26 protein-coding genes are annotated in these 24814 nt (G+C 65.8%); 18 read left to right on the top strand and 8 right to left on the bottom strand.

Features of this window, described 5'->3' with window-relative positions; translation table 11 throughout:
- The first annotated feature begins 205 nt into the window (after positions 1-205).
- Positions 206-814: a LysE family translocator gene (locus DXK93_RS04690; RefSeq protein WP_119449475.1), complete on the top strand. Its 609-nt coding sequence runs from the start codon at positions 206-208 to the stop codon at positions 812-814.
- 24 nt (positions 815-838) lie between these two features.
- Here the strand turns inward: DXK93_RS04690 and DXK93_RS04685 are convergent, their stop codons facing one another.
- Complete coding sequence (locus DXK93_RS04685) at positions 839-1582, bottom strand: hypothetical protein (RefSeq protein WP_119449474.1); 744 nt, start codon at positions 1580-1582, stop codon at positions 839-841.
- Positions 1583-1747: 165 nt separating this feature from the next.
- Here DXK93_RS04685 and DXK93_RS04680 point away from each other — a divergent pair, with 165 nt between their 5' ends.
- The 5 genes from DXK93_RS04680 (at position 1748) to DXK93_RS04660 (ending at position 6671) form a co-directional block, all read left to right on the top strand.
- Positions 1748-2542 (top strand): enoyl-CoA hydratase, encoded by a 795-nt coding sequence (locus DXK93_RS04680; protein WP_054451754.1) that lies wholly within the window; start codon positions 1748-1750, stop codon positions 2540-2542.
- The gene (locus DXK93_RS04675) at positions 2542-3678 is read left to right on the top strand and encodes a CaiB/BaiF CoA-transferase family protein (RefSeq protein ID WP_119449473.1); all 1137 of its coding nucleotides are present in this window, start codon (positions 2542-2544) and stop codon (positions 3676-3678) included. Before DXK93_RS04680 ends, DXK93_RS04675 begins: the two co-directional genes overlap by 1 nt.
- Before the next feature lie 39 nt (positions 3679-3717).
- The gene (locus DXK93_RS04670; protein ID WP_054451750.1) at positions 3718-4629 is read left to right on the top strand and encodes a LysR family transcriptional regulator; all 912 of its coding nucleotides are present in this window, start codon (positions 3718-3720) and stop codon (positions 4627-4629) included.
- A gap of 114 nt (positions 4630-4743) precedes the next feature.
- On the top strand, positions 4744-5736 hold the full coding sequence (locus tag DXK93_RS04665) for a tripartite tricarboxylate transporter substrate binding protein (RefSeq protein ID WP_054451748.1): 993 nt from the start codon (positions 4744-4746) through the stop codon (positions 5734-5736).
- A 173-nt stretch (positions 5737-5909) separates the two neighbouring features.
- Positions 5910-6671 (top strand): class II aldolase/adducin family protein, encoded by a 762-nt coding sequence (locus DXK93_RS04660; protein WP_119449472.1) that lies wholly within the window; start codon positions 5910-5912, stop codon positions 6669-6671.
- 44 nt (positions 6672-6715) lie between these two features.
- Here the strand turns inward: DXK93_RS04660 and DXK93_RS04655 are convergent, their stop codons facing one another.
- A complete protein-coding gene (locus DXK93_RS04655) occupies positions 6716-7225 on the bottom strand; it encodes a DUF1993 family protein (protein WP_054451745.1) in 510 nt (169 codons plus the stop codon).
- A gap of 137 nt (positions 7226-7362) precedes the next feature.
- Between DXK93_RS04655 and DXK93_RS04650 the strand changes: the two genes are divergently transcribed.
- The 6 genes from DXK93_RS04650 (at position 7363) to fhuE (ending at position 13700) form a co-directional block, all read left to right on the top strand.
- Positions 7363-8106: a GntR family transcriptional regulator gene (locus DXK93_RS04650; RefSeq protein ID WP_119449471.1), complete on the top strand. Its 744-nt coding sequence runs from the start codon at positions 7363-7365 to the stop codon at positions 8104-8106.
- Between the two features lie 10 nt (positions 8107-8116).
- Positions 8117-8974 carry a sulfite exporter TauE/SafE family protein gene (locus DXK93_RS04645; protein WP_119449470.1) on the top strand — a complete coding sequence of 286 codons (858 nt, stop codon included), beginning with the start codon at positions 8117-8119 and terminating at the stop codon, positions 8972-8974.
- The gene (locus DXK93_RS04640; protein ID WP_054451740.1) at positions 8971-9279 is read left to right on the top strand and encodes a DUF1634 domain-containing protein; all 309 of its coding nucleotides are present in this window, start codon (positions 8971-8973) and stop codon (positions 9277-9279) included. The genes DXK93_RS04645 and DXK93_RS04640 overlap by 4 nt, the downstream gene beginning before the upstream one ends.
- 71 nt (positions 9280-9350) lie before the next feature.
- On the top strand, positions 9351-10139 hold the full coding sequence (locus DXK93_RS04635) for an alpha/beta fold hydrolase (RefSeq protein ID WP_054451738.1): 789 nt from the start codon (positions 9351-9353) through the stop codon (positions 10137-10139).
- Between the two features lie 90 nt (positions 10140-10229).
- Positions 10230-11240, top strand: coding sequence for a Dyp-type peroxidase (locus tag DXK93_RS04630; RefSeq protein ID WP_054451736.1), 1011 nt, complete (start codon positions 10230-10232; stop codon positions 11238-11240).
- Between the two features lie 264 nt (positions 11241-11504).
- On the top strand, positions 11505-13700 hold the full coding sequence (fhuE, locus tag DXK93_RS04625; RefSeq protein ID WP_119449480.1) for a ferric-rhodotorulic acid/ferric-coprogen receptor FhuE: 2196 nt from the start codon (positions 11505-11507) through the stop codon (positions 13698-13700).
- A gap of 34 nt (positions 13701-13734) precedes the next feature.
- Here the strand turns inward: fhuE and DXK93_RS04620 are convergent, their stop codons facing one another.
- On the bottom strand, positions 13735-14511 hold the full coding sequence (locus DXK93_RS04620; RefSeq protein WP_054451734.1) for a DUF4239 domain-containing protein: 777 nt from the start codon (positions 14509-14511) through the stop codon (positions 13735-13737).
- Positions 14512-14671: 160 nt separating this feature from the next.
- Here DXK93_RS04620 and DXK93_RS04615 point away from each other — a divergent pair, with 160 nt between their 5' ends.
- The 3 genes from DXK93_RS04615 to DXK93_RS04605 all read left to right on the top strand — a co-directional run bounded on the left by DXK93_RS04615 (position 14672) and on the right by DXK93_RS04605 (position 18643).
- Positions 14672-15721 (top strand): NADP(H)-dependent aldo-keto reductase, encoded by a 1050-nt coding sequence (locus tag DXK93_RS04615; RefSeq protein ID WP_054451732.1) that lies wholly within the window; start codon positions 14672-14674, stop codon positions 15719-15721.
- A 190-nt stretch (positions 15722-15911) separates the two neighbouring features.
- Complete coding sequence (locus tag DXK93_RS04610) at positions 15912-16343, top strand: YciI family protein (RefSeq protein WP_054451730.1); 432 nt, start codon at positions 15912-15914, stop codon at positions 16341-16343.
- A 110-nt stretch (positions 16344-16453) separates the two neighbouring features.
- Positions 16454-18643 carry a TonB-dependent siderophore receptor gene (locus tag DXK93_RS04605; RefSeq protein WP_054451728.1) on the top strand — a complete coding sequence of 730 codons (2190 nt, stop codon included), beginning with the start codon at positions 16454-16456 and terminating at the stop codon, positions 18641-18643.
- On the opposite strand, the gene DXK93_RS04600 is transcribed toward DXK93_RS04605, so the two are convergent.
- Complete coding sequence (locus DXK93_RS04600) at positions 18633-19451, bottom strand: metallophosphoesterase (RefSeq protein ID WP_119449479.1); 819 nt, start codon at positions 19449-19451, stop codon at positions 18633-18635. The genes DXK93_RS04605 and DXK93_RS04600 overlap by 11 nt on opposite strands.
- A gap of 99 nt (positions 19452-19550) precedes the next feature.
- On the opposite strand from DXK93_RS04600, the gene DXK93_RS04595 reads away from it, so the two are divergent.
- From DXK93_RS04595 to DXK93_RS04585, 3 genes are all read left to right on the top strand, one after another.
- Positions 19551-19961, top strand: coding sequence for a lysozyme inhibitor LprI family protein (locus tag DXK93_RS04595; protein WP_119449469.1), 411 nt, complete (start codon positions 19551-19553; stop codon positions 19959-19961).
- Positions 19962-19969: 8 nt separating this feature from the next.
- Entirely contained in the window at positions 19970-20614 is a 645-nt protein-coding gene (locus tag DXK93_RS04590) for a DNA-3-methyladenine glycosylase I (RefSeq protein WP_119449468.1), read from the top strand.
- Positions 20615-20701: 87 nt separating this feature from the next.
- Positions 20702-21709 (top strand): helix-turn-helix domain-containing GNAT family N-acetyltransferase, encoded by a 1008-nt coding sequence (locus DXK93_RS04585; RefSeq protein ID WP_054451724.1) that lies wholly within the window; start codon positions 20702-20704, stop codon positions 21707-21709.
- Here DXK93_RS04585 and DXK93_RS04580 read toward each other — a convergent pair.
- From DXK93_RS04580 to DXK93_RS04565, 4 genes are all read right to left on the bottom strand, one after another.
- Entirely contained in the window at positions 21677-22372 is a 696-nt protein-coding gene (locus DXK93_RS04580; RefSeq protein ID WP_119449467.1) for a pentapeptide repeat-containing protein, read from the bottom strand. The genes DXK93_RS04585 and DXK93_RS04580 overlap by 33 nt on opposite strands.
- A 39-nt stretch (positions 22373-22411) precedes the next feature.
- Positions 22412-23062: a response regulator gene (locus tag DXK93_RS04575; RefSeq protein WP_054451720.1), complete on the bottom strand. Its 651-nt coding sequence runs from the start codon at positions 23060-23062 to the stop codon at positions 22412-22414.
- 167 nt (positions 23063-23229) lie between these two features.
- Entirely contained in the window at positions 23230-23646 is a 417-nt protein-coding gene (gene gvpU / locus DXK93_RS32090) for a gas vesicle accessory protein GvpU (RefSeq protein ID WP_199728272.1), read from the bottom strand.
- Between the two features lie 99 nt (positions 23647-23745).
- Positions 23746-24729 carry a YafY family protein gene (locus DXK93_RS04565; protein WP_119449466.1) on the bottom strand — a complete coding sequence of 328 codons (984 nt, stop codon included), beginning with the start codon at positions 24727-24729 and terminating at the stop codon, positions 23746-23748.
- Positions 24730-24814 lie beyond the last annotated feature (85 nt).

Here is a 24814-nt window from a genome sequence, read left to right as displayed (position 1 = left end):
AGATGTGTATAAGAGACAGGGCTGGGGCGGCGGCTTCGGCGGATTCCATGGTGGAGGGTTCCGCCGCTGAGCGGCAGGCCGCCAGAGCAGGCGGCGCGGAAGGGGGGAGCGGCGCCTGCCGGTCCGCTTCCATTCCGGCCGCATTTGCGCAGCTCTGGCGCCGCGGTCTAGACTGGCCGCTTTCCCTTCTTTCACGCACTCCGCCATGGCGCTGCATAGCTGGCTCATCTATCTGGTCGCGGTCATCGGCCTGTCGGTAACCCCCGGACCGAACACGCTGCTCGCGCTGACCCATGGGGCACTGCATGGGCACCGCAAGGCCCTGTGCACCATCGCGGGCGGCGCAGTGGGCTTTGTCGCGCTCATCGCCTTGTCGATGCTGGGCATCAGCGCCTTGCTCAAGGCCTGGGGCCCAGCGCTGACGGTATTGAAGTGGGCGGGCGGGGCCTATCTGATCTGGCTCGGCATCCAGCTCTGGCGCGCCCCGGGCGTGCAGTTGCAGCCGGCCCCTGACATGCCGCGCATACGTGGCATGCGCATGTTCAGCCAGGGCCTGCTGTCGGCCATTTCCAATCCCAAGGCCCTGCTGTTCTACGGCGCCTTCCTGCCGCAGTTCATTGATCCTGCGCGCAGCCTGTACACGCAGTTCGCGATCATGGCCGGGACCTTCGTGGTGGTGGAGTTCCTGGTCGAGTACGTGTTGGCGCGACTGGCGCATCGCGTGCGCCCCTGGCTGGAGCGCGCCGGCCGGCGTTTCAACAAGGTGTGCGGCGGTTTGTTTGCCGCCATGGGGGCGGCGCTGCCGGGGTCTTGATCGCCGGCGTGCTGCGTTGCCGCTTCAGTCCTCAGCCAGCCACCGCCCGGATTCCGGATCGATCGCCGCCCGGGCTCCATCCATCCGCACTTGTTCCTCATCCAGCCGCGCGGCGGTAGCCGGATCGACATCGAAGGCGATGCCGAGCGCGCTTGCGATGCGAGGGTCCTCGATCGGCAGTTCCCACGTCAGGAACAATTGCGCCAGCTCCAAACCGGCCGCGAAGTCCGCCTCGCGAAAACCCGTGCCGTCGCGCGGGATGACGGCATGCGGCTGGCAGGTATCGAAGATCATGGCGGTGCCGCGCAGGAGCGGAATGCGCAGGCCGGCGGCCGGGAAATGCACGTCCAGGCCCCGGTCTTCGCCCAGGAACAGATTGCAGAAGGCGGCGCCGCCATATTGGCCGCCGTCATGGTGGTAGCGGGCGCCGCGGCAGGCCATGAGGGCGATGTCGGCGCTCGCCAGCACGTCGGACAGCCCCCGGTCGTGCGTCCAGTCGCGCATGGCTTGCAGGCATAGTCCGTATTCGGGCCAGCGCGCCTGCGTGCGCGCCAGCGGCATCTGCTCCACGTCCCCGGGTTCCAGATACAGGCGCGTGGCCATCTCGCGCTCCCAATCCGACAGCACGCGCGCGGGCGGCACGGGTACGTCCAGCGTGGCGGTCAGCACCGTGCCGCTGACGCTGCGGCTGCGCATGGCGTCGCCGCGCCAGTAGAAGGATGTCAGGCGGCCGGGCGTGTAATGATGCGAGGGTGGGGCGTGGTTCATCGGGCTTCGAGCATCCGCGCGGGTTGCGGTTGGGCGGCTATCGTACCCAAGCCGCCCGTGCTTCGGTATTTATTCCATTCCAGACTTATTTAATGAAAATTACTCGTTTGTTGTAATGAAACCTCGCCCTTAGCATCGGTGACGATAACCCTAGCTGGAGTTTCCATGACCGCGCCTATTCCCGCCTTTTCCCATGCCCTCGTGACCCGCGACGAGCGCGGCGTCTACACCTTGCAGATCCACGATGCCAAGAGCCTGAACATCCTGGCCTCGGCGGTCACGTTGAGCCTGACCGAGGCCGCCCGCTGGATTGGCGCGCAGGACGATGCCCGCGCCGTCGTCATCCGCGGCTCGGGCGAGCGTGCCTTCGTGGGCGGCGCCAACATCTATGAAATGGCCGAACTCGACCCGCAGGGCGCGCGCGAGTTCATTACCCGGCTGCGCGACCTGTGCGACGCCGTGGCCGCGATTCCCGTGCCCACCATTGCCCGCATTCCCGGCTTCTGCCTGGGCGCCGGCATGGAGCTGGCCGCGGCCTGCGATATCCGCCTGGGCTCGGCGGACGCGGTTTTCGGCATGCCCGAGGTGCGCGTGGGCATTCCGTCCGTGATCCACGCCGTGCTGCTGCCGGCCATCATCGGTCCCGGCCCCACCAACTGGCTGCTGCTGACCGGCGAGACCGTGGACGCGACCCAGGCCCGGCAGTGGGGCTTCCTGGAATTCGTCAGCGAGGCCGGCGCGCTGGACGCCCTGGTCGAACGCACCGTGGCGCCCATCGCCGAAAGCGGTCCGATCGCCGTGCGTTCGCAGAAGGCCCTGCTGCGCTACTGGAGCGAGTCGACTGTCGAGGCCGGCCTGGATCGCAGCGTGGCGGCGTTCGGCGAGGCCTTCACCACCGACGAGCCGCGCCGCTACATGGCGCCCTTCGTCAATCGCAAGAAGCAGCAGGAGGCCAAGTAATGGCCGGTCCGCTCGCGGGCGTGCGCGTCATCGACCTGACGTCGGTGGCCATGGGGCCGTACGGCACGCAGATCCTCGCCGACATGGGCGCGGAGGTCATCAAGGTCGAGGCGCCCGAAGGCGACGTGTTCCGCAGCTCGGCTCCGGCCGCGAGTCCGGGCATGGGGCCGGCTTACCTGAACCTCAACCGCAACAAGTACAGCGTGACGCTGGATGCCAAGACGCCGGCCGATCGCGAAAGCCTGCTGCGCCTGATCGATGGCGCGGACGTGTTCGTGTCCAACGTGCGTCCGGCGGCCCTGGCGCGCCTGGGCCTGGACGCGGACACGCTGCGCGCGCGCAACCCGCGCCTGATCCATTGCTCGGCCGTGGGCTTCGGCCAGGACGGCCCCTATGCGGCGCGTCCGGCCTTCGATGACATCATCCAGGCCATGAGCGGCCTGGCCGATTTGCAGGGGCGCAACAGCGGCGCGCCGGCCTATGTGAACACCATCCTTGCCGACAAGGTGGCGGGCCTGACGCTGGCCTACGCCATACCCATGGCGCTGTACGAGCGCGAGCGTTCGGGTCAGGGGCAGGCGGTTGAGGTTCCCATGTTCGAGACCCTGGTCTCCTTCACGTTGATCGAACACATGAGCGGCCACAGCTTCGTGCCGCCGCGGGGACCCATGGGCTACAGCCGCGTGCTGTCGCCGCAGCGGCGTCCCTACCGTACGCGCGACGGCTACCTGGCGCTGCTGCCCTACACCGACGCGCAGTGGCGGCGCTTCTTCGCCCTGGCCGAACGTGCGGACCTGGCGGCGGACGCGCGCTATGTCGACGCAAGCGCACGCGCGCGGCACTTCGACGAGCTCTATCAGGACCTGGCGGACATCGTCGCCTTGCGCGGTACCGAGGAATGGCTGGCGCTGCTGGCGGACGCGGACATTCCGCACTCGCGGGTGAACACGCCGGAAGCCCTGTTCGAGGATCCGCACCTGAAGGCGACGGGCTTCTTCCAGCGCGTGGAACATCCGACCGAAGGGCCGCTGGTGGCCGCCGGCATCCCGGTGCGCTTCTCGCGCACGCCGGGCGAGATCAGGCGCCAGGCGCCGCGCCAGGATGCCGATCGCGATATGCTCGAGCCTGCGCGCTGAGGCCGGCATGGCCGGCGGCGCCTGGTGGCGACTTCGACCATGAACATCACTCTCAAGCAATTGCGCGTGTTTTGCGCGCTATACGAACTGCGCAGTTTCACGGCGGCCGCGCGCGCGGCCTTCGTGACGCAATCGGCCGTCAGCAAGCTCTGCGCCGAACTTGAGGCCGAGGTCGGCCAGCCGCTGTTCGAGCGCTCCACCCGCAGCGTCACGCCCTGCGACGGCGCGGCGGATTTCTACGCCTATGCCCAGGAAATCCTGGGCACCGTGCGCGCCGCCGAGCGCAGCATGTCGGGCCTGCGCACGCTGGAGCGCGGCACGGTGGGCGTGGCCACTTCGCCGCTGATGATGGTCGGCCTGCTGGGCGAGGTGGTGGCCGACTATCACCGCGCCCATCCCAGCGTGAAGCTGGATTTGTTCGAACTTTCCACCGACGACACCATCGAGCACGTGCGCAACGGCCGCGCCGACTTCGGCATCGTCTCGGTCGAAATCCCTTCGGAAGAACTGGCCACCCGGGTCATCTATCGCGACACCATGTACGCGGTGTGCGCACCGCGCCATGCGTTGACGCGCAAGCGTTCAGTGTCATGGGCCGACGTGGCCGCCCATGATCACATCATGCTACGCAACGTGTATAGCGTGCGGCGCAGCCTGGACCGCGTGGCGGCCGACCTGAACCTGGAATTCCGCTACCGCATCGAGGCCGGCATGCTGACCTCGGCGTTGAAGCTGGTCGGCGCGGGCCTGGGGATAACGGTCGTGCCCGGTTATGCCTGCGATCTGGCGCGGCAGTTGGGCCTGCGCATCCTCGCCATAGACGGCGCTCGCAAGCACGGGCACGAACTCTGGCTCATCCAGCGCCGCAACGCGCGGCTGTCGCTGGCGGCTTCAGCCTTCCTGCAGGCGACCGAGGAATATCTGCGGCAGCGCCAGGCTTCAGAGAATTAATCCTGGTTTGGAATAAGTCTATGAAAATTAGTCCCTTGTTGGGATAAACGGGTCGCAAGCATCATACGGTCAGAGTTCAAGAGGCCGACCCGCGGCCCCTCACAGGAGACAAGCATGATCCGACCGTTCGGCGTCCGCCGCCGCCTGCTGGCCGCTGGCAGCCTCACCGTCCTGACCGCGCTGGCTGGCGCACTGCCGTCCGTGGCATTGGCGCAGGGCGCCTATCCTGACAAGCCCATCACCATCGTCGTGCCGTTCTCTCCGGGCAGCGCCACCGACACCAGCGCGCGCATCATTGCCGAGAAGCTCGGCCCACGCCTGAACGTGCCCGTCGTCATCGAGAACAAGCCCGGCGCGTCTGGCACCATCGGCGCCTCGTTCGTCGCGCGCGCCCAGCCCGACGGCTACACGCTGATCCTCACCAGCAGCTCGACGCACTCGGCCACGCCGGCGTTGTTCCGCAAGCTGCCGTTCGATCCCACCGGCGACTTCACCCACGTCGTGCGCATCGCCACCATTCCGATGATGCTGGTGGTGCGCGAGGACGCGCCCTACAAGTCGCTGCAGGAACTGGTCAAGGCCACGCAGGCCAAGCCCCTGAACTACGCGTATGGCTCGCCCACCAGCCAGATCGCCGGCGCCACCTTCAACACGGTGGCGGGCGCCGCGGCCAACGGCGTGCCGTACAAGAGCCAGCCGCCGGCCGTGACCGACCTGCTGGGCGGCCACGTCGACTACCTGTTCGCCGACCTCTCTGTCGTGACCTCGTTCATGCAGGCCGGCAAGCTGCGTGGCCTGGCCTACACGGGCCATGAACGCGCCAAGGAGTTCCCCAGCGTGCCGACGCTGGCCGAGCTGGGCTACCAGAAGTTCGACCTGGTCGTGTGGGTCGGCGTGGCCGTGCCGGCCAAGACGCCCGACGCCATCGTGCAGAAACTGAACCAGGAAGTCGCCGCCATCCTGCGCGAGCCGGACGTGCTGCAGCGCTTCGAATCCCTGGGCATGCAGGTCTCGCCCAACAGCGTGGCTGAACACCAGGCCTTCGCGCAGTCGCAGCGCCAGGTCTGGACCCAGCGCGCGATCGACGCGAAGATCGAACCGCAGTGATCGAACCGCAATAAACGGCTGGAAACGAACAGGGCGTCCGACGGGCGCCTTTTTTTATGAGACGGGGTGACCGCTCCTTGGCCGCGCCCCGTGCCGGCCGCCGCCAAAACGAATAAAGTGACAGACAGCGTCCGCCCGATCGCGGCGGGCAATCATCAAGACACGGAGACAACATGGATACGGCAGGCAAGGGCGCCAGCGTGCGCGAACAGGTCAGCGCGACGGAATGGGAGGTCCGCAAGGATCTGGCGGCGCTATACCGTTTGGTGGCGCTGTTCGGCTGGGACGATCTGATCTTCACCCACATCACGGCCAAGGTGCCGGGGACCGAACATTTCCTGATCAACCCCTACGGCATGATGTTCGACGAAATCACGGCATCGAGCCTGGTCAAGATCGATCTGGACGGGCGCAAGGTGATGGAGTCGGAGTACGACATCAATCCAGCCGGCTTCACCATCCATAGCTGTATCCACGCGGCTCGCAAGGACGCGATGTGCGTGCTGCATACGCACTCCATCAACGGCGTGGCGGTGTCGGCGCAGAAGGCCGGCCTGCTGCCGCTGTCGCAGTTCGCGTTCATCGTGCTGCGTTCGCTCAGCTACCACGACTACGAAGGCCTGGCGCTCAATCCCGAGGAACAGCCTCGCCTGGTACGGGACCTGGGCAGCAACACTTATCTCATCTTGCGCAACCATGGCCTGTTGACCGTGGGGCAGAGCATGGCCGAAGCGTTCCAGGCCATGCACCGGCTGGAGGCCGCCTGCATGGTGCAGGTGCGGGCCCAGGCCGGTGGCGAACTGACCTACATCCCGCCTGACATCCTGAAGAACGCCACGGTGGAATCGCAGGCCGACCGCGCGCACAAGGCCATGCTGGCCTGGCCGGGACTGCTGCGCCGCCTGGACCGCCGCAACCCGGGCTACGCGGAGTAGCCGCCGGGCGCGGGCCTCAATGGCTTGAGGCCCGCTGACACGGATCAGTACTTGCCCATGTAATCGCGCTTGCCGATTTCCACGCCGTTGTGGCGCAGGAGGTCGTAGGCCGTGGTCACATGGAAGAAGAACTGCGGCAGCCCATAGTGCAGCAGATAGGCGCTGCCGCTCAGTTTCTTTTCCTTGGGCGTGCCGGGGCGCAGCACGATTTCGCGCGCTTCGCTCTGCGCGAACTGTTCGGGGCCGAACGAAGCCAGGTGCTCCAGCGTCTTGGCGATCAAGGCTTGCAGGCCCGCGAAGGTGGCTTCGCTATCCGGCCACGAAGGCACTTCCGCGCCAGCCAGGCGCGAGGCGATGCCCTTTGCAAAATCCGCGGCGATCTGCACCTGGCGCGACAGCGGGAACATATCGGGGAACAGGCGGGCGCCCAGGTAGGCGTCCGGATCGATGTTCTTTTCCGTGGCGTGGGCTTCCGCTTTCTTCAGCACGTCGGACAGGGCCGACAGCATTTGCGTCAGGACGGGAACGGAGGCGCTGTGCATGAAATTGCTCATATCGTGTCTCGCTTGAGAGTGGCGCCGGCGCGGAAGGCGCCGGGCAGGCCTGCGAAGACTACCAGTTGCCGGCGTCGTCATCCGTAATGCATGTTCGCCCTTGCGTCATCATGACATCATGATGTTATGATGATTTCATGCAAAACGACACCGAATACGCTCCTCTTTATGCCCGGGTGGAAATGGCCCTGGCTGCGGAAATCTCGTCCGGCAGCCTGTCGCCTGGCGACCGGTTGCCGACGGAAGATCAACTGATCGAGCGCTTCGCCGTCAGCCGCAGCACGGTGCGCAAGGCGGTGGAAAACCTGGTTGCGCGCGGGCTGGTGGAAATCCGGCGCGGCAAAGGCACGTTCGTCACGGAGCCCAAGCTGATGCAGCCGCTGACGGCCCTGAGCGGATTCGTCGAGGACATGACCGCGCTCGGCCGCCGGGCGACCGCGCGCCTGCTGGACAAGCGCCCGGTGCCGGCCACGGAAGACGTCGCCCGCCAACTGGGCGTGGCGCGCGGCGCGCTGGTCTATCGGATCGAGCGAGTGCGGCTGGCGGACGGCGTGGCCATGTCGTTTGATGAAACCTATCTACCGCTGGACGTGGGCGAAAAAGTCGCCAGCAACGACCTGGAGGCCGAGCCCATCTTCGACCTGCTGGAGCTGCGCTACGACCTGCCGCTGATCGAGGCCGAGTACCAGCTGGAAGCGGTGACGGCAGACGAACGCGTCGCGCAGGCGCTGGGCGTCGCCGCGGGAAGCCCGATCTTCCTCATCGAGCGCACGTCCTACACCGAGGGGCAGCGGCCCGTCGACTACGAAAAGCTGTACTACCGCGGCGACCTGATCCGCTTCAGTACCCGCCTGGCGCGCCAGCCACGCAAGCCGACCTGAAGCGGCGGCCATGGAGACCTCGACGATCTTCTGGCTGTTCGCCGCCGCCTTCGGCGCCAGCGCGCTGGGCGGGGTGCTGGGGATGGCCAGCGGCATCTTCATCGTGCCCATCCTGACGCTGCTGTTCGGCGTGGACATCCATGTCGCCATCGGGGCCAGCATCATCTCGGTGATCGCCTGTTCCTGCGGCAGCGCCGCGCCTTTCCTGAAAGGGCGGCTGACCAACGTCAGGCTTGCCATCGTCCTGGAGACGGCCACCACGCTGGGGGCGCTGACCGGCGTGTTCCTCATCGGCATCGTCTCGACCGGATTTCTCTACGGCCTGTTCGCAGTGATCCTGGCGCTGTCCGCGCAGCAGATGCTGGCGCGCCGGCGCGAGGCCGTGGCGATTGCGCCCGGCGCCGCCAGCTGGGCCACCGCGTTGCGCCTGCACGCAAGCTTCCCCGACCGCGCGCTGGGCCGGGAGGTGCACTATCAGGTGGACCGCGTGCCGCTGGGTTTGTCGCTGATGTATGGCGCGGGGCTGATTTCGGCCTTGCTCGGAATAGGCTCGGGCGTGCTCAAGATTCCGGCCATGGATGCCGCGCTGAAGCTGCCCATCAAGGTCTCGTCGGCGACGTCCAATTTCATGATCGGCGTGACCGCCGCCGCCAGCGCCGGCGCCTATTTCGTGCGCGGCGACATCGACATAGGCATCGCCGGACCGGTCGCGCTGGGTTCGGTCGCGGGCGCTTTGCTCGGCGCCCGCCTGCTGATGGGCCTGCCGGCGGACAAGCTGCGGCTGTTCTTCGTGATCGTGCTGTCCCTGCTGGCTGTGCAGATGCTGCTGAGCGCGTTGGGCGTGCATATCCCGCGAGGCCCGGCATGACGCAGACGGTGGACAAACAGGCGCGGCGCGACCGCGCCATCGCCGGCTTGCTGTGGTACGGAACCTGGCTCGCCTCGGCCCTCATCGCCGCCGGCATGGCTGTGGATTTCCTGTTGCCCGCGCATGGCGGCCTGCGGGACCTTGGACTCGTCAAGGTCGGGGTGGCCCTGTTCATCCTGCTGCCAGTGGCGCGGGTGGCGCTGATGCTGGCCATTTTCCTGCGCGAGCGCGACTACGCCTACACGGCGATTTCCGCGCTGGTCCTGCTCATCATCGCCGCAGGCGTGGTGTCCGGACTGCGGTGAGGCCGCCGGCTTTCCTATAATCGGAGCGCGGTGCGATGGCGCATCGTCGCATACTCTCCCCAGGACTTTTCATGCTTGCCGTTACCAGCCAGGATGTCTACGTGAACACCAGCCAGGGCCGCCTTTTCGCGCGGCGCTGGGATCCCGCCGGTGAGACCGCTGCCGCAGCGCCCATCGTGCTGTTCCATGATTCGCTGGGTTGCGTGGAGCTGTGGCGCGATTTCCCTGAACAACTGGCGCAGGCCACCGGGCGCAGCGTCATCGCCTATGACCGCCTGGGCTTTGGCCGCTCCGATCCCAATACCGCCGTGTTCGAACCCGGCTTTGTGGAAGAAGAAGCGCAGGGCGGATTCCGCAGCCTGCGCGCAGCGCTGGGCATCGGCCCCTACGTGGGGTTCGGCCATAGCGTGGGCGGTGGCATGGCTGTCTGCTGCGCCGGCGTGTATGCCGACGATTGCCGGGCGCTGATCACCGAGTCCGCACAGATGTTTGCCGAAGACCGCACACTGGAAGGCATACGGGCCGCCAAGCAGAATTTCGCAGAACCCGGCCAGCTGGACCGGCTGAAGAAGTATCACGGCGAGAAAGCCGAATGGGTGCTGGGCGCGTGGATCAACACCTGGCTGTCGCCCGAGTTTGCCGCCTGGAACCTGGACGAGCAATTGCGCCAGGTGCGTTGCCCCGTGCTTGCCCTGCATGGCGAAATCGACGAATACGGTTCCCCCAAACACCAGGAAAAGATCGCGGCGCTGGCCGGCGGCCGCCCTGTGCTGCTGGAGAACTGCGGGCATGTGCCGCACCGCGAACAAAGCCGCATCGTGCTGGATGTGGTGAGCGAGTGGTTGAGGGCGGTGCCGTAACCAATCGGGTGCGCACGTACACAGTCCGCGCTTAGAATCGGACTAGCCCTTTCGCGCCGCCGCGCTCGCTTTCTTGAGGTCCCCGATCCGATGTCTGACCGTCAGCCCCTATCCCAAGCCGTCCACAATACGACGACCCGCCACGCGATTTTCATCGTGGCCACCCTCAACGAAGGCGCCGCCGCCGCCGAAACCGTGCGTGGCTGGTGCGCCGATGTCGCCGCCGTTGTCCGCACGGTGGGCACGCGCGCGCCCGAGCAGAATCTTTCCTGTGTCACCGCCTTCGGCTCCACGGCCTGGGACACGCTTTTCGGCGCGCCGCGTCCCGCCGCGCTGCACCCTTTCCGCGAGTTCGGTTCCGGCGAGCGCCTGGCCATGGCGACGCCGGGCGACCTGCTGCTGCACATCCGCGCGGACTCGATGGATTTCTGCTTCGAACTGGCCACCTTGTTGCTGGGCGGATTGGGCGATGCCGTGACGGTCGTGGATGAGGTCCATGGCTTTCGCTACTTCGACCGCCGCGCCATCATCGGCTTCGTCGACGGGACCGAGAATCCGGAAGGGCAGGAAGCATTCGACTTCACCGTCATCGGCGACGAGGACGCCGAGTTCGCCGGCGGCAGCTACGTGCTGGTGCAGAAGTACCTGCACGACATGAAGGCCTGGAATGCGCTGACGGTCGAAGGCCAGGAAGGGGTCATCGGCCGCCACAAGTGGTCCAACGTGGAACTCGACGACGACATCAAGCCCTCGTCCTCGCACAGCGCCCTGACGACCATCGAGGAAAACGGCCAGGAACTGAAGATCCTGCGCGACAACATGCCGTTCGGCCGGCCGGGATCCGGGGAATTCGGCACGTACTTCATCGGCTACGCGCGTTCGCCGCGTCCCATCGAGCTGATGCTGGAGAACATGTTCGTCGGACGTCCGCCCGGCAATTACGACCGCCTGCTCGACTTCAGCCACGCGGTCACGGGCGGCCTGTTCTTCGTGCCGTCGTCCGAGTTGCTGGAAGCGCTTGCCGAGCGCAGCCCGGCGGCCTGTGCGGACGCGGGCGAGCCCGCGGCGCAGGCGTTGGCGTCGGCGGGCAAGGCGGGCTGAGGCACAGCCACGAGCGGCCTTGGCCGCTACCGGGTAGCCGGAATTTCTGGCGCGGCCGCGACGATGGCCGCGCCAGTTTTCATTTTGGCGCGCGATTCGACAAGCTACCCGGCCGGCCGGGCGGTCTGCCTGCAACCAGGTTGCGTTCCCAAAACGATACGGACGTCCAGCAGGTGATACTTGGTTATTCAATAACGCACCTGAGAATTGTTTGCATTACACTTTCTTCCCATTAGAAGTTTCAACATGGGAAAGGAAGCCAACATGCAACACCCCGGGCCCGCCGGCCGCACTCGTTCCGTTCGTCCACGCCTCGTCCTGCGGCGCACGCCTTGCCTGGTGCTGATGGCACTGGCCTGCGGCACTGCCACGGCTCAGGACGAGGGCGTGGCCACCTTGCAGTCCGTACAGGTGATCGGCAACGCCGACAGCACCACCACCGAGGGCACCGGTTCGTATACGCCGCGCGCCACCGCCGCCAGTACGGGGCTGCCGCTGACATTGCGTGAAACGCCGCAGTCGGTCACGGTGGTCACGCGGCAACGCATGGACGACGAGAGCATGCTTTCGCTGGTTGACGTGATGGCGAGCACGCCGGGTATTTCGGTGCAGAACTATGACAGCGAGCGGTATTCGTTCAATTCCCGCGGCTTCAGCGTCAGCAACTACATGTATGACGGAATTCCGACGAGCTTCGACACCGGCTATGCCGCGGGCGAGTCATCGCTCGATCCCATCATCTATGACCGGGTCGAGGTGGTGCGGGGCGCCACCGGCCTGCTGACCGGTGCGGGGAATCCGTCCGCGTCGATCAACCTGGTACGCAAGCATGCCACCAGCCGCGAGTTCAAGGCGGACATGAGCGTCAGCGCTGGCAACTGGGACACCTATCGCGGCACGGTGGATCTGTCCACGCCGCTCAACTCCGCCGGCAGTGTGCGCGGACGCATCGTCTCGGCCTATCAGGACAATCACTCCTACCTGGATGGCTACCAGAACCGCAAGAAGGTGTTCTATGGCGTGGTGGACGCGGACATCACCTCCCGCACGACGCTGAGCGTGGGTTTCAATTACCAGGACAACGACCCGAAACGCAGCAGCTGGGGCGGCTTCCCGCTCTGGTACGCCGACGGCGGCCGCACGGACTGGAGCCGTTCGCTGAACACCGGGGCGGACTGGAGTTCGTGGGGTAGCACGACCCAGGGCGCTTTCGCCAGCCTGGAACACCGCTTCGACAATGGCTGGACTGTCAACGCGGTGGGATCGCATTCAAAGAACGAGATGGATGCCAAGCTTCTCTATCTCTATGGCTGGCCCGACCGCGACACCGGCCTGGGTGTGAACGCATCGCCGGCGTGGTACGTGGGAGACCGCAAGCAGAACAGCCTGGACGTCAAGGCATCCGGTCCGTTCACGCTGTTCGGCCGCCGCCACGAGGCTGTCGTGGGCGCCAGCTTCAACCGCCAGCACGGCGACTTCGACTACCGCTCGGCCCTGTCGAGCGCGGCCGTGGGCAATTTCCTCGACTGGGACGGCTCGTATCCGGAGCCGGAATGGAGCAGCGATTCGGTCACCGCCAATCGGTACACCACCAAGCAAACGGGCTGGTACGGCGCCTTGCGCTTCAATCTTGCCGATCCGCTCAAGCTCATCGTGGGCGGCCGCTACAGCACGTGGGAAACGGATTCGGTCGGCTTTGGCGGCGGCAGCCGCCAGTCTTTCAAGAAGAACGAATTCACGCCCTATGCCGGCCTGCTCTACGACATCAACGAGACCTACACGGCCTACGTCAGCTACACCGGCATCTTCAATCCGCAGAGCTATCAGGACCGCAGCGGCAACTGGCTCGATCCGCTCGAGGGCAAGTCTTACGAAGCGGGGATCAAGGGCGAGTTCCTGGACGGCAAGCTGAACGCCAGCGCCGCGGTGTTCCAGATCGAGCAGGACAATGTGGCCCAGGTCGATCCGGGCTACATGGTGCCGGGCACCATCAACCAGGCCTACACCGCTGCGCAGGGCACGCGCAGCCGCGGTTTTGACCTGGAGGTTTCGGGTGAAGTGATGCCGGGATGGAACCTTGCCGCGGGCTGGTCGCACTGGACTGCGCGCGACGGCGATGGCAATGCCATACAGACCGACCAGCCGCGCAGCCTGGTGCGCGTGTTCACGACTTATACGCTGCCTGGCGATTGGAACCGTCTGACGGTGGGCGGCGGCGTCAACTGGCAAAGCCATGTGTACACGATGGCAAGCGGCCCGAACGGAGAAGAGCGAGTCGGTCAGGGCAGCTATGCGATCACCAATCTGATGGCTCGCTACCGCTTCAATCGCAACCTGAGCGCCCAGCTCAATGTGAACAACCTGTTCGATCGCAAGTACTACAGCCAGATCGGGTTCTACAGCCAGGGCGCGTGGGGGGCGGGACGCAGCGCCATGCTGACGATGCGCTACCAGTACTGACGCGTGCCAGGACGGGGGCGCAGGCGCCGCGCGCCTAGCGCTCCTGCTCCAGCGTCGCCTTCATCCGCACCATGCTCTCCTGGCTGACCATGATCACGCCGCTGGCTGGCTGGTCGATGTCCAGGATGAAGGTCAGCACCAGGGAAATAAGCGTGGCGAACAGGCCGGTCGAGATCAGCCGCCTGCGCTTGTGCAGCCCGGTGCCGTAGGCGATGAAGCCCATTGCGCCGCCGGTGACGATGAAGAGCAGATAGAAGACGGGCTCGGGTACGTGGTTTTCCAGCGCGACGCGGCGCTTTTCATTGACCTGGGCCATTTCGTTGATGGCCTGGATGAACATGACCGTGGATATCGACGGCGGGTTCTCCAGGACGCTCGCAGCCGTGCTCCGGATCTGGCGCTCGATGCGCCGCGACGTCACGCTGGCCGCGGCCAGGCGCTCCTTGTCGTTGTCGGCGTCGCTGAACTCCAGCGCCGTCGTCGTGTATTCCAGCAAGAGCTTCGCGATGGGATCGCGGGCCGCGGGAGGCAGCAGCTGCGAGCGCCAATAGGCGTTGCCGATGGCGTTGGCCTCTTCCAGCACCAGGTTCTTGCGCGTTTCGAAACGCGTCACCGACATCGCGAAGGTAAAGCCCAGCAGCAGCGCCAGCAGGCCCAGCAAGGCGGTCTGGAGCGCGCCGATATGGGTCTTGGCGGCGTCGTCGGAAGCGCGGCGGTGCCTGCGCCCCAACCGGAAGCCCAGCTCGATGATGGCCAGGCAAGCGATTACGCAGATGAAAAACACGTAGGTTTCATCAATTTCGCGCAGCACGTTGATTTCCGGTGGTTATTTGGGGATAGAGCGTATGCCGAGTGCGGCGCGGCGGGCAAGGGGCGAATAACCCGCAGCCGCGGATCGTTGCCAGGTATTTGAAAAGCTTCTTGGAGTAAGGTGTCGCTTCCCTAGTAAGCGACACCGCACGGAGCAGAAATTGAAATACCGCAAACTCGGCCGTACCGACCTGGATGTCAGCCTGATCGGACTGGGCACCATGACCTGGGGCGAGCAGAACACCGAAGCCGAGGCGCACCAGCAGCTGGACTACGCCCTGGAGCGTGGCATCAATCTGGTTGACGTCGCCGAAATGTATCCGGTGCCGCCCAAGCCCGAAACGCAGGGCCTCACCGAGACCTATATCGGCACCTGGCTGGCGCGCAGCAAGCGCCGCCAGGATATCGTGCTGGCCAGCAAGGCGGCGGGCCCCGTGCGCGACGCGAAGCGTCCGGGCCACATCCGCGACGGCAAGACCCACCTGGACCGCAAGAATCTGACCGCGGCCCTGGATGCCAGCCTGAAGCGCCTGCAAACGGACTACCTGGACCTGTATCAGCTGCATTGGCCCGACCGCACGACGGCCACCTTCGGCAAGCTGTCCTATCCCTGGGTCCAGGACGAGTACACCGTGCCGATCGAGGAAACGCTGGAGGTGCTGCAGGACTTCGTGCGCGCCGGCAAGGTGCGCCACATCGGCGTGTCCAATGAAACGCCCTGGGGTGTCGGCCAGTTCCTGCGGCATGCCGAGAACAAGAGCTTGCCGCGCATCGCAACCATCCAGAACGCCTACAGCCTGCTGAACCGCGTCTACGAGATCGGCCTGTCTGAGTACTCGCACCACGAAGGCGTGGGCCTGTTGGCCTATTCGCCGCTGGCGATGGGCATGCTTTGCGGCAAGTACCTGGACGGAGCGCGCCCGGCCGGCGCCCGCCTGACGCTCTACACGCGCTTCACCCGCTACAGCAATGAGCAGGCCGAGGCCGCCACCCGCGCCTACGTCGAACTGGCGCGCACGCACGGCATTTCGCCCACCCACCTGGCCCTGGCCTGGGTCAACCAGCGCCCCTTCGTCACCAGCAACCTGATCGGCGCGACCACGCTGGAACAGCTGAAGGAGAACATCGACAGCGTGGACGTGACCCTGTCGGCCGAGGTGCTGGAGGCGATCGACAAGATCCACGCCCGCCAGCCGAATCCGGCGCCGTGATGCGCTGATCGCCCCGTCAGCCATGGCGGCAAGAACCCATGACGCTTTCCGGGCGTCATGGGTTTTTTCATGGAGGACGCCGACCCGGCCACGGATACACTTTTTTTCCTGGCGGCTGTCGATTTCGACTGGCGCGGTTCGTCGTGTGGATGGAGCATGCAAGTTCCATCATCCACACAAGGAGACCGAGATGCGATTCATGGTTCAAGTCAGGGCCACCGCCGATAGCGAAGCAGGGGTGATGCCCACCCAGCAACTGCTGGCCGACATGGGGCGGTTCAACGAGGAACTGGTCAAGGCGGGCGTGATGCTGGCGGGCGACGGCCTGAAACCCAGCTCCAAGGGCGCACGGGTGCACTTTTCCGGCAGCAGCCGGCAGGTGATAGACGGCCCCTTTGCGGAAACCAAGGAGCTGATCGCCGGCTACTGGCTCTGGGAGTGCGCCTCGCTGCAGGAGGCCATCGAATGGGTCAAGCGCTGTCCGAATCCGATGCCCGGCCCGTCTGACATCGAGATCCGCCCGCTGTACGAGGCCGACGACTTCGGCGAGGAGTTCACGGCGGAGCTGCGCGCCCAGGAGGAGCGGCTGCGCGATCAGTTGGAGAAAGCGTCCAAGCAGTGACCGCAGGGCCAGAGCGGCATGGGGAAGTTCGCAGTTATTAATATAATTGCGAATCAGTCTTATTTATAAGAAGTCGACATTTCTTCCCCTCCCGCTCTGGAGAATTCAACGTGGTCCGTCCCGCTTCCGCCAGGAAGTGCCGCGCGCGCAAGCACGCGCGGCATGCCGTTGCACCCTATGCCCTAGCCCTGACCCTGGGCATCGTTCATTCCGGGGGCGTCCAGGCCCAGGCCGCCGGCACGCCGCCGCCGACGGTCGGGGGGGATGCGCAAGGCGTGGCCCAGTTGCCGGCAGTGACCGTCAACGCGACCTCGCTGGACGACACGCTGGAGCATCTGTCCGCGCCGGTGAACAGCGGGGCGCTGGGCAACCGCAGCCAGCTGGAGACGCCGTTTTCCACGGCCGTGGTCACCGCCGCGGATATCGAGGAGCGGCAGGTCCGCAAGCTGGGCGACGTGTTCGCCCTGGACGCATCCGTCACCGACAACAGCGCCTCCTACGGCGCCTGGGCCAGTTATCTGAGCGTGCGCGGCCTGCCGCTGGATTGGCAGAATTCCTACCGCATCGACGGCAAGCCCTTCCTTAGCTACGTCACCACCTTGCCTTACGAGCACTTCGAACAGATCGACCTGCTCAAGGGCGCATCCGGTTTCATGTACGGCTTCGGTTCGCCGGGCGGACTGATCAACTATGTCACCAAGAAGCCGACCGACGAGCCGGTGCGCAGCATCGAGCTGGGCTATGTGTCCAAGGGCCTCCTGCGTGAACACGTCGATCTGGGCGGGCGCGTGGGCGGCGACGGCCGCTTCGGCTATCGCCTGAACGCCACGCATGAAGAGGGCAATACCTATAACGGCGGCTCGCTGTATCGGGATTCGGTGTCGCTGGCGCTGGACGCGCGCCTGACCGACAAGCTGACCTGGGACTTCCAGTCCATCTACCAGAACCGCAAGGCGATCGGGCAGGAGCCGACCATCTACGCTGGCCAGATGGCGGGCTCGGAGCTGCCGTCGCCGGTGCGCAACGACAACGGCAGGCTGGTGGGCCAGGGCCCGTATGCCGACAATAAATTCCGCTTCTATTCGACCGGGCTGAAGTACCAGCTGTCGTCCGATTGGTCAGTGCGCACCGACTACAGCTACAGCTCCACTCGCACCCGCCGCAATGAATCGGTGCTGTTCCTGCAGAACCAGGCGGGCGACTACCAGGACTATCGCTCGGATTACGGTGAAGCCTATGCCTACAACCAATGGCAGGGCATGCTCGAAGGCAGGTTCAGCACCGGCCCGCTGAAACACCAGGTGGTGGCGGGCGCGTCCTGGCAAAAGCAGAAGAACGACTACAGCGCCAACGGCGTGTACCAGCTGCAAGGCACGGGCAATCTGCGCACGCAGAACACCAACACCTATTACAGCGAGGGCAGCCTGGACCTGTACCGCGCCGCCGAGATCACGCAGAAGGCGCTGTTCGCAAGCGACACCATCGACCTGACCGGCGGCTGGTCCGTGCTGGGCGGCCTGCGCTATACCGACTACGAACAGGTCGGTTTCGACGCCGCGGGCGTGCGCAATTCGCGCTACGACAAGAACGGCGTGCTGACGCCGACGGTGGCGCTGATGTACAACATCACGCCGCAGACCATGGCCTATGCCAGCTACATCGAGTCGCTGGAGCCGGGGTCGTCGGTGGGCAATACCTACGCCAACTTCGGCGCGCTGCTGGACCCGCTCAAGAGCAAGCAGTACGAACTGGGCATCAAGACCAACCAGGACGGCTGGGCTGCCACGGCGGCGCTGTTCCGCATCGAGAAGAAGGCGGAATACACCAACGCCGCCAATGAGCTGGTGCAGGACGGCAAGTCGATCTACCAAGGGCTGGAGCTGGGAGCCTCCACGCGCATTGCGACGAACTGGAACGTGGGCGGCAGCCTGATGTTCCTGGACTCGGAATACAAGAAGGGCTCCAGCTTCACCGGCAACCGCGTCGCGGGCGCGCCCAAGTTCGTCGCCGCCGCCCAGGTCGCGTATTCGGTTCCGCAACTGCCGGGCCTGAAGCTCAGGGCCGACGTGAAGTACACCGGCAGCACCATGCTGGGCGCTTCGAATGCGGTCCAGGTGTCCGACTACGCCATCGTCAATATCGGCGCCACCTACGACACGCGCATCTACGGCTACGAAACCACGTTCCGCGCGGGCATCAACAATCTGGCCGACAAGCGTTACTGGCTATACCAGTCGCCGGACTACGTGAAGGCGGGCGACCCGCGCACCTACGCCTTGAGCGCCAGCCTCAAGTTCTAGACGCCGTCACGTCCCACAGGCGGTCAGGCGCAAAGTCCTGCTGTTCGCCCTTCTTGGCGTAGCCCAGCGGATTGGCCACGATGCGGCAGCCATTCTTCACATAGTCCTGCGGACAGTGCAGATGGCCGTGCATCCAGACGTCGGCCAGGGGCAGCAGGGCGTCCAGTGCATTGCAGAACCCTGCTGTGCCGGGGGTGACGCCGTAACGCGGATCCGCGCTCGCCAAGGTGGGGGCGAAGTGGGTGATGGCCACGGTCGGCCCGTCGTGGGGCGCGCGCAGGGCGTCTTGCAGCCATTGCTGGCATAGCAGCCCCTGCTCGCGCATCTGCTCGGCCATGAAGGGCGCGCCGTTGCGGCGCATTTCGGCCTTTTCCAGATAGAAGTCCGCCGCGCGAAACGCTTTTTCGCGCTTTTTCAGGGCCGCGCCGACGGTGTCGCCGGGCGCGGCCAGCGCGTCGAAATCCGTCCACAGCGTGGTGCCGACAAAGCGCACGCCATCGATGACCAGCGTCTCGCGCTCCAGCCAGTGGATGCCGAGTTCGCCGCAAAGCTGGCGCAGCCGTGCGTGGGTCTCGTCGAAATCGACGTTGTCGTATTCGTGGTTGCCGGGGACATACACCACGGGCGTGGGCCAGCCCTTGCTCGGCGCATAGCTGCCCAGGCCGAAGTCGTCGCCCGTCATGAGCGAACCGCGGCGGTATGAGCCTATGTCCCCGGCCAGCACGAGCAGGTCGGCGCCGGGTGCGGGCCGGGCCAGGAAATCCGGGTCGGTTTCAAGGTGCAGGTCGGAGAGCAATTGGATCTTCATAGCCGCCATCTTAGGCCACTGGCGGCGCAGCCGCCGCTGCGGGAGGCCATTGTTCCATGCGACACTTTCCTGGTTCACCAGCCACACAGGAGGAATTCCATGCGTATCGCCATCATGACCGCCGCTGCCGCGCTTGCGCTGGCCGCAAGCGCGCAGGCGCAGCCGCTGGATTGCGGCAACGCGGCCACGCAGACGGACATGAGCCTGTGCGCCGACCAGGCGTACCGCAAGTCCGACGCCGCCTTGAACGCCGCCTACAAGGAAGTGACCGCGCGCCTGAAGAACGACCGGGACGCGACGACCCAGCTGCATGCCGCCCAGAAGGCCTGGCTGTTCTTTCGCGATGCGGAGTGCGCCTTCGCGTCCAGCAGCACGTCCGGCGGCAGCGCCTATCCCATGACGCTGAGCCTGTGCCTGGACAAACTGACGCAGGCGCGCACCAAGGAACTGCAGGCCTACCTGAAGTGCGAGGAAGGCGACCTGAGCTGCCCGGTGCCGGGCAAGCAGTAAGCCGCCGCATGAAGCCCGATGAGATGAACAAGAACGATCCGGGCCTGATCACGGACGAGCAGGGCGTGGCGCGCTGCTTCTGGCAGCCGTCCATGCCCGACTATCACGACCATGAGTGGGGCAGGCCGGTGGCGGATGACCGCCGCCTGTACGAGAAGATCTGCCTGGAGGGTTTTCAGGCCGGCATGGCCTGGATCACGATCCTGCGCAAGCGCGAGGCGTTCCGCGCGGCCTTCGATGACTTCGACTTCGAGCGGGTGGCGCGCTACACGGAGCGCGACGTCGAGCGCCTGATGGGCGACGCGGGCATCGTGCGCAACCGTAGCAAGATCGTGTCCGCCATCAACAATGCCAGGCGCGCACGCGCCCTGGCCGACGAGACGGGTTCATTGTCGGCCTGGCTCTGGAGCCATGAGCCGCTGGCCCAGGACCGTCCCGCGACCGTGGACCTGGACTACTGGAATGGCAATCCGACCTCGCCGGCGTCGGCGGCGCTGTCGCGTGACCTGAAGAAGCGCGGCTGGACTTTCGTGGGCCCGACAACCATGTACGCCTTCATGCAGGCCGTGGGCATGGTCAACGATCACATGAGCGGCTGCGTCTGCCGCCAGACGGTCGAGGCCGCGCGCGCGGGGTTCAAGCGGCCGAAATAGGCCGCGGCAGCGACTGACGCGAAAAATGTTGAATTGGTTGCGATCCGCAAGTATATTGGTTGCGAATCGCAACTTTAAGGGCGCGCCATGGATCTGATCGATACCCCCATCCAGTCCCGCGATCAGACGATCCGGGATTTGCGGGAGTTCTCACGCAAACTGGTGCGCGAGCTGGGCTTCATGCGCAGCTCGCTGGCCGGCAGCGAGCTGGCGCCGTCCGCCGTCCACGCCATCATCGAGATCGGCCTGCAGCCGGGCATCCAGGCGCGCGATCTGGCGGCCATCCTCAGGCTGGACAAGTCCAATACCAGCCGTCAGGTCGCCAAACTGGAGTCAGCCGGGCTGCTGACGCGCGAGGCCGACAGCGACGATGCGCGCTCGTCGCGGCTGTACCTGAGCGAAGCCGGCACCCGGCTGCGTACGCAGATAGACCAGTTCGCCACCGACCAGGTTTCGCGGGCATTGCGCCAACTGGCGCCCGAGGACCAGCAGTCGCTGATCCGCTTTCTTTCTCTTTACGCCGACGCCCTGTCGCACGAGAACCCCAACACCGCGCCCGCCGTCACGGGCGGCATCGCAGAGCAGATCCACGCGGGCTACCTGCCCGGCTGCATCGGCGACGTGGCCAGCCTGCATGCGCGCTATTACGCGCAGGCCTCGGGATTCGGCGTGTACTTCGAACGCAAGGTCGCGAGCGAGCTGGCCGAGTTCGCCGAAGGCCTGCCCGCCACCGGCAAGAACATCTGGCTGTACGTGGACAACGGCAGGACGCTGGCTTCCATCGTCATCGATGGCGATCTTGCCGCCCGTGAAGCGCACCTGCGCTGGTTCATCGTCGACGAGTCGCTGCGCGGCATGGGCGTGGGCCGCGTCCTGCTGGAGCGGGCCATGGCGTTTGTCGACGCCCACTACGACGAGACGTACTTGTGGACCTTCAAGGGGCTGGATGCAGCCAGGCATCTCTACGAGGCTGCCGGCTTCACGCTGGCCGAGGAGTCCGAAGGCCGGCAGTGGGGCAGCGTGGTGGTCGAGCAGCGCTTTGTCCGCCGCAGCCGGCGCGCTTCAGATCACGCTGATGCGCAATTCGGCCAGTAGGGCTGCCGCCTGAGTCTTGGATATGGTGGCGCCTGCCAGGCGCGCGGCCGAATTCAGGTCCAGGCCGCCCAGGTCGGCTTCGCGCAGGTCGGCGCCTTCGAAGCGGACATTCTTCAGGATGGCGTTGCGCAGGCTGCCGCCATGGAACACGGTGTCGCGGAAATCGCTGCCGGTCAGGTCGGCATCGGAGAAGTCCAGGTGCCGCACGTCGGTCTTGCGAAACGACACGCCGCGCAGCAGCGCGCCGACCAGCAGGCATTCCTCCAGCGACCAGCCCAGGCAGGCGATGCCGTCGAAGTCGCTGCCGGTGAGCTTGCAGCCCTGGAAACGGGCGGCGGCCAGCCGGGCGCGGCGCCAGTTGGCATTGTTGAGGTCGCAGTTTTCAAAGACGGCATCGCTGGCGTCGCATGAGGCGAAATCCACCTGGCCGCCGCGGCAGCGCAGCCAGACGGAGTCCGCCAGCGTGGCGCCCTGAAAGGAAGCGCCAGCGATCGCGCACGCGGTCAATTGCGCGCCGCGCAGATCCAGGCGCGAAAAATCCGCGTCCTGGAAGTCGCAGTCATGGAACGACAGCGGACGGCCGGCCGACTGTTCGATCAAGCCCTGCATCAGCTTGCGGTCCACTTCCTGGCCCGCCACCGTCTCGATTGCTTTTTGCGTCATGCTGCGCGTTCCTGCCTGAATTTCCGGAAAACGGACAGCCTACTGGAAGATTTCGCTTTCGACGCAGAAGGCGATCAGTTCCTGGTCGGTGCGGACGTTGAGCTTGCGCATGGCCGAGATCTTCTGGCCGCTGACCGTCTTGACGCTGCGCTTCAAGGCCTCGGCCACCTGCATCATGGATTCGCCGCGGATGAAGTGGCGCAGCACTTCGAATTCCTTGGGCGACAGGCTGTTGATGCGTTCGCCGATGAACTTGCTGCGCTCATCGGCCGCGCCGTCGCGCTGGAAGCCGGGCGGATAGTACTTGCGGCCGGCATGCAGCGTTTCCAGCGCGGTCATGATTTCGGTGAGGTTGTCGCGCTTGAGCACCACGGCGGCCACCCCGGCGTCGTAGAGCGCCGAGATGATCATGGAGTTCGACACCATGGTCAGCACCACGATCTGGACGTCCGGATAATGCCGCGTCAGGTATTTGACCAGGCGGATGCCGTCGCCATAGGTGTCGTCGCCGGGCATGGAGTAGTCGGTGATGACCACGTGCGGCATATCGCGTTGCAGGTGCTGGATCAGCGCGGTCGGCCCGGGCAGGGTGGCCGTGACCTCGAAGTTGAGGTCCTTTTCCAGCAGGTCGCGCATCCCCATCAAGACCAGGGGATGGTCGTCGACCAGGACGATGCGGAGTCTTTCCATGCGGGGGAGTGACTTCAAGCGAGCCCGTGCTTCAAGTGGAGAGAAGGCGGGCGGACTCAGGGTTGGGGGCGGAGGCAAACCCATAGCGTAGTGGTTTTTGCGTAGCGGCGCGCCCCGCGCCCGAGAACCGGGGCGGGGACCTATGCGCAATAGGGATATCGGCGGCCTCAGCCGGCCGCTTCTTCCTGCAGGCGGCCCAGCACGAAGCCGTCGACCGCGCTGGTGCGGCCGCGCCACAGCGTGGGCTGTCCGGCGATGGGGGTGCCGTCGGCAGTGAATAACAGGGCGTCGGCGAGATGGATGTAGTTCGGCAGCGGGTCAGCGGGTTGGGGCACGCGGAAGACGTCGCCCAGTTCCGTCAGCGAGGCATGCACGGCCTTGCGAGTGGCGTCGTCCACCTTGTCCAGGGATCCCGTGAAGCTGGCGGCGAAGCTGTCGAAGTACTCTGCCCCGGACACGATGGAACCCGACACCAGCATGCCGCCCATCTGCAGGGTGACGCCGATGCTCTCGATCTGGCTGCCGTTGTTCACCAGGTTGACGAGGAATTGCAGGAAGGCGTCGGCGTCGGGAACGTTGCTCATGGCGTGATTTCTGGAAATGTTTGGAAAGCAGCCAAGATACTCGAATCGCGGGCGAAATACACAGAACGGGATAGGCCGAAAAACAGCCAAATCCGACCGCTATCCGCGCGCTTTGGGAACTGCCATTTTTTCCAGGCTGCGCCCCAGCCGTTCGCTGGCCAGACGCAGGCGGTCCTGCAGCGCCGCAGGCGCCAGCACCTCGAATTCGACGTCCAGCGCCATCAGCCAGTACACCAGCGCGTCCAGGCTGGGCACGGCGCATTGCAGTACGCAACGTGCTTCGTCCAGCGCTTCGATCTGGCCGGCGCCCGGCGGGATGCGCGTGGCCATGACGGCGCGCGGCGCGTGCAGGATCACGCGCGCGGGCTCCGGATGCGGCGCCATGTTGACCGAGCGCGAGACATAGGCGCGCAGATCGCCGCCTTCGGGCGGAGGGCGCGGCGCGAAATGCGCGCCGACTTCCGGGGCGCCCGCGATGCGGTCGATACGGAAGGTGCGCCAGTCCTCGCGCGCGGGATCCCAGGCCACCAGATACCAGCGGTATCCGGTATGCGCCAAGCCTTGCGGCTCCACCAGTCGGGTGCTTGCCCGGCCCTTGCCGTCCGCATAGTCGAAGCCGACCCGCAATTGGTCGCGGCAGGCGGCTGCCAGCGTGGCCAGCAGGGTGGCGTCGACGGCCGCGCCGTCGCGCGGGATCGGCACGATGGCCGATCGCAGCGCGTCGACCCGGTGGCGCAGGCGCTGCGGCATGACCTGCTCCAGCTTCACCAGCGCCCGCAGCGCGGTTTCCTCGATGCCGCCCACCGTGCCCGTGGCCGCCGTGCGCAGCGTGAGCGCCACGGCCAGCGCTTCATCGTCGTCCAACAACAGGGGTGGCAGCGCCTTTCCCGCGCGAAAGGCGTAGCCGCCGGCCACGCCGCTGCTGGCATGGACGGGGTAGCCCAGTTCGCGCAGCTTGTCGATGTCGCGCCGCAGGGTGCGGGGGTGGATCGCCAGCGTCGCGGCCAGTTCGTTCCCGGCCCAATGGCGGCGGGTCTGCAGCAGCGACAGCAGGCGCAGGAGGCGGTTGCTGGAAGTAAGCATGGCGGCACGATAGCGCGTATCGAGGGCGGAATCTGTCCTCAATGGATTCTACAGTGGCCCCCGTAGTCAGCGGCAGGGGCCGCGA

Origin of the sequence: Achromobacter sp. K91 (assembly GCF_003576205.1) — a bacterium.
In the GTDB taxonomy this organism is placed as follows: Bacteria; Pseudomonadota; Gammaproteobacteria; order Burkholderiales; family Burkholderiaceae_B; genus Achromobacter; species Achromobacter aegrifaciens.
Note: the sequence above shows the minus strand (reverse complement) of the source record. Positions and strands in the feature narration are given on the sequence as shown.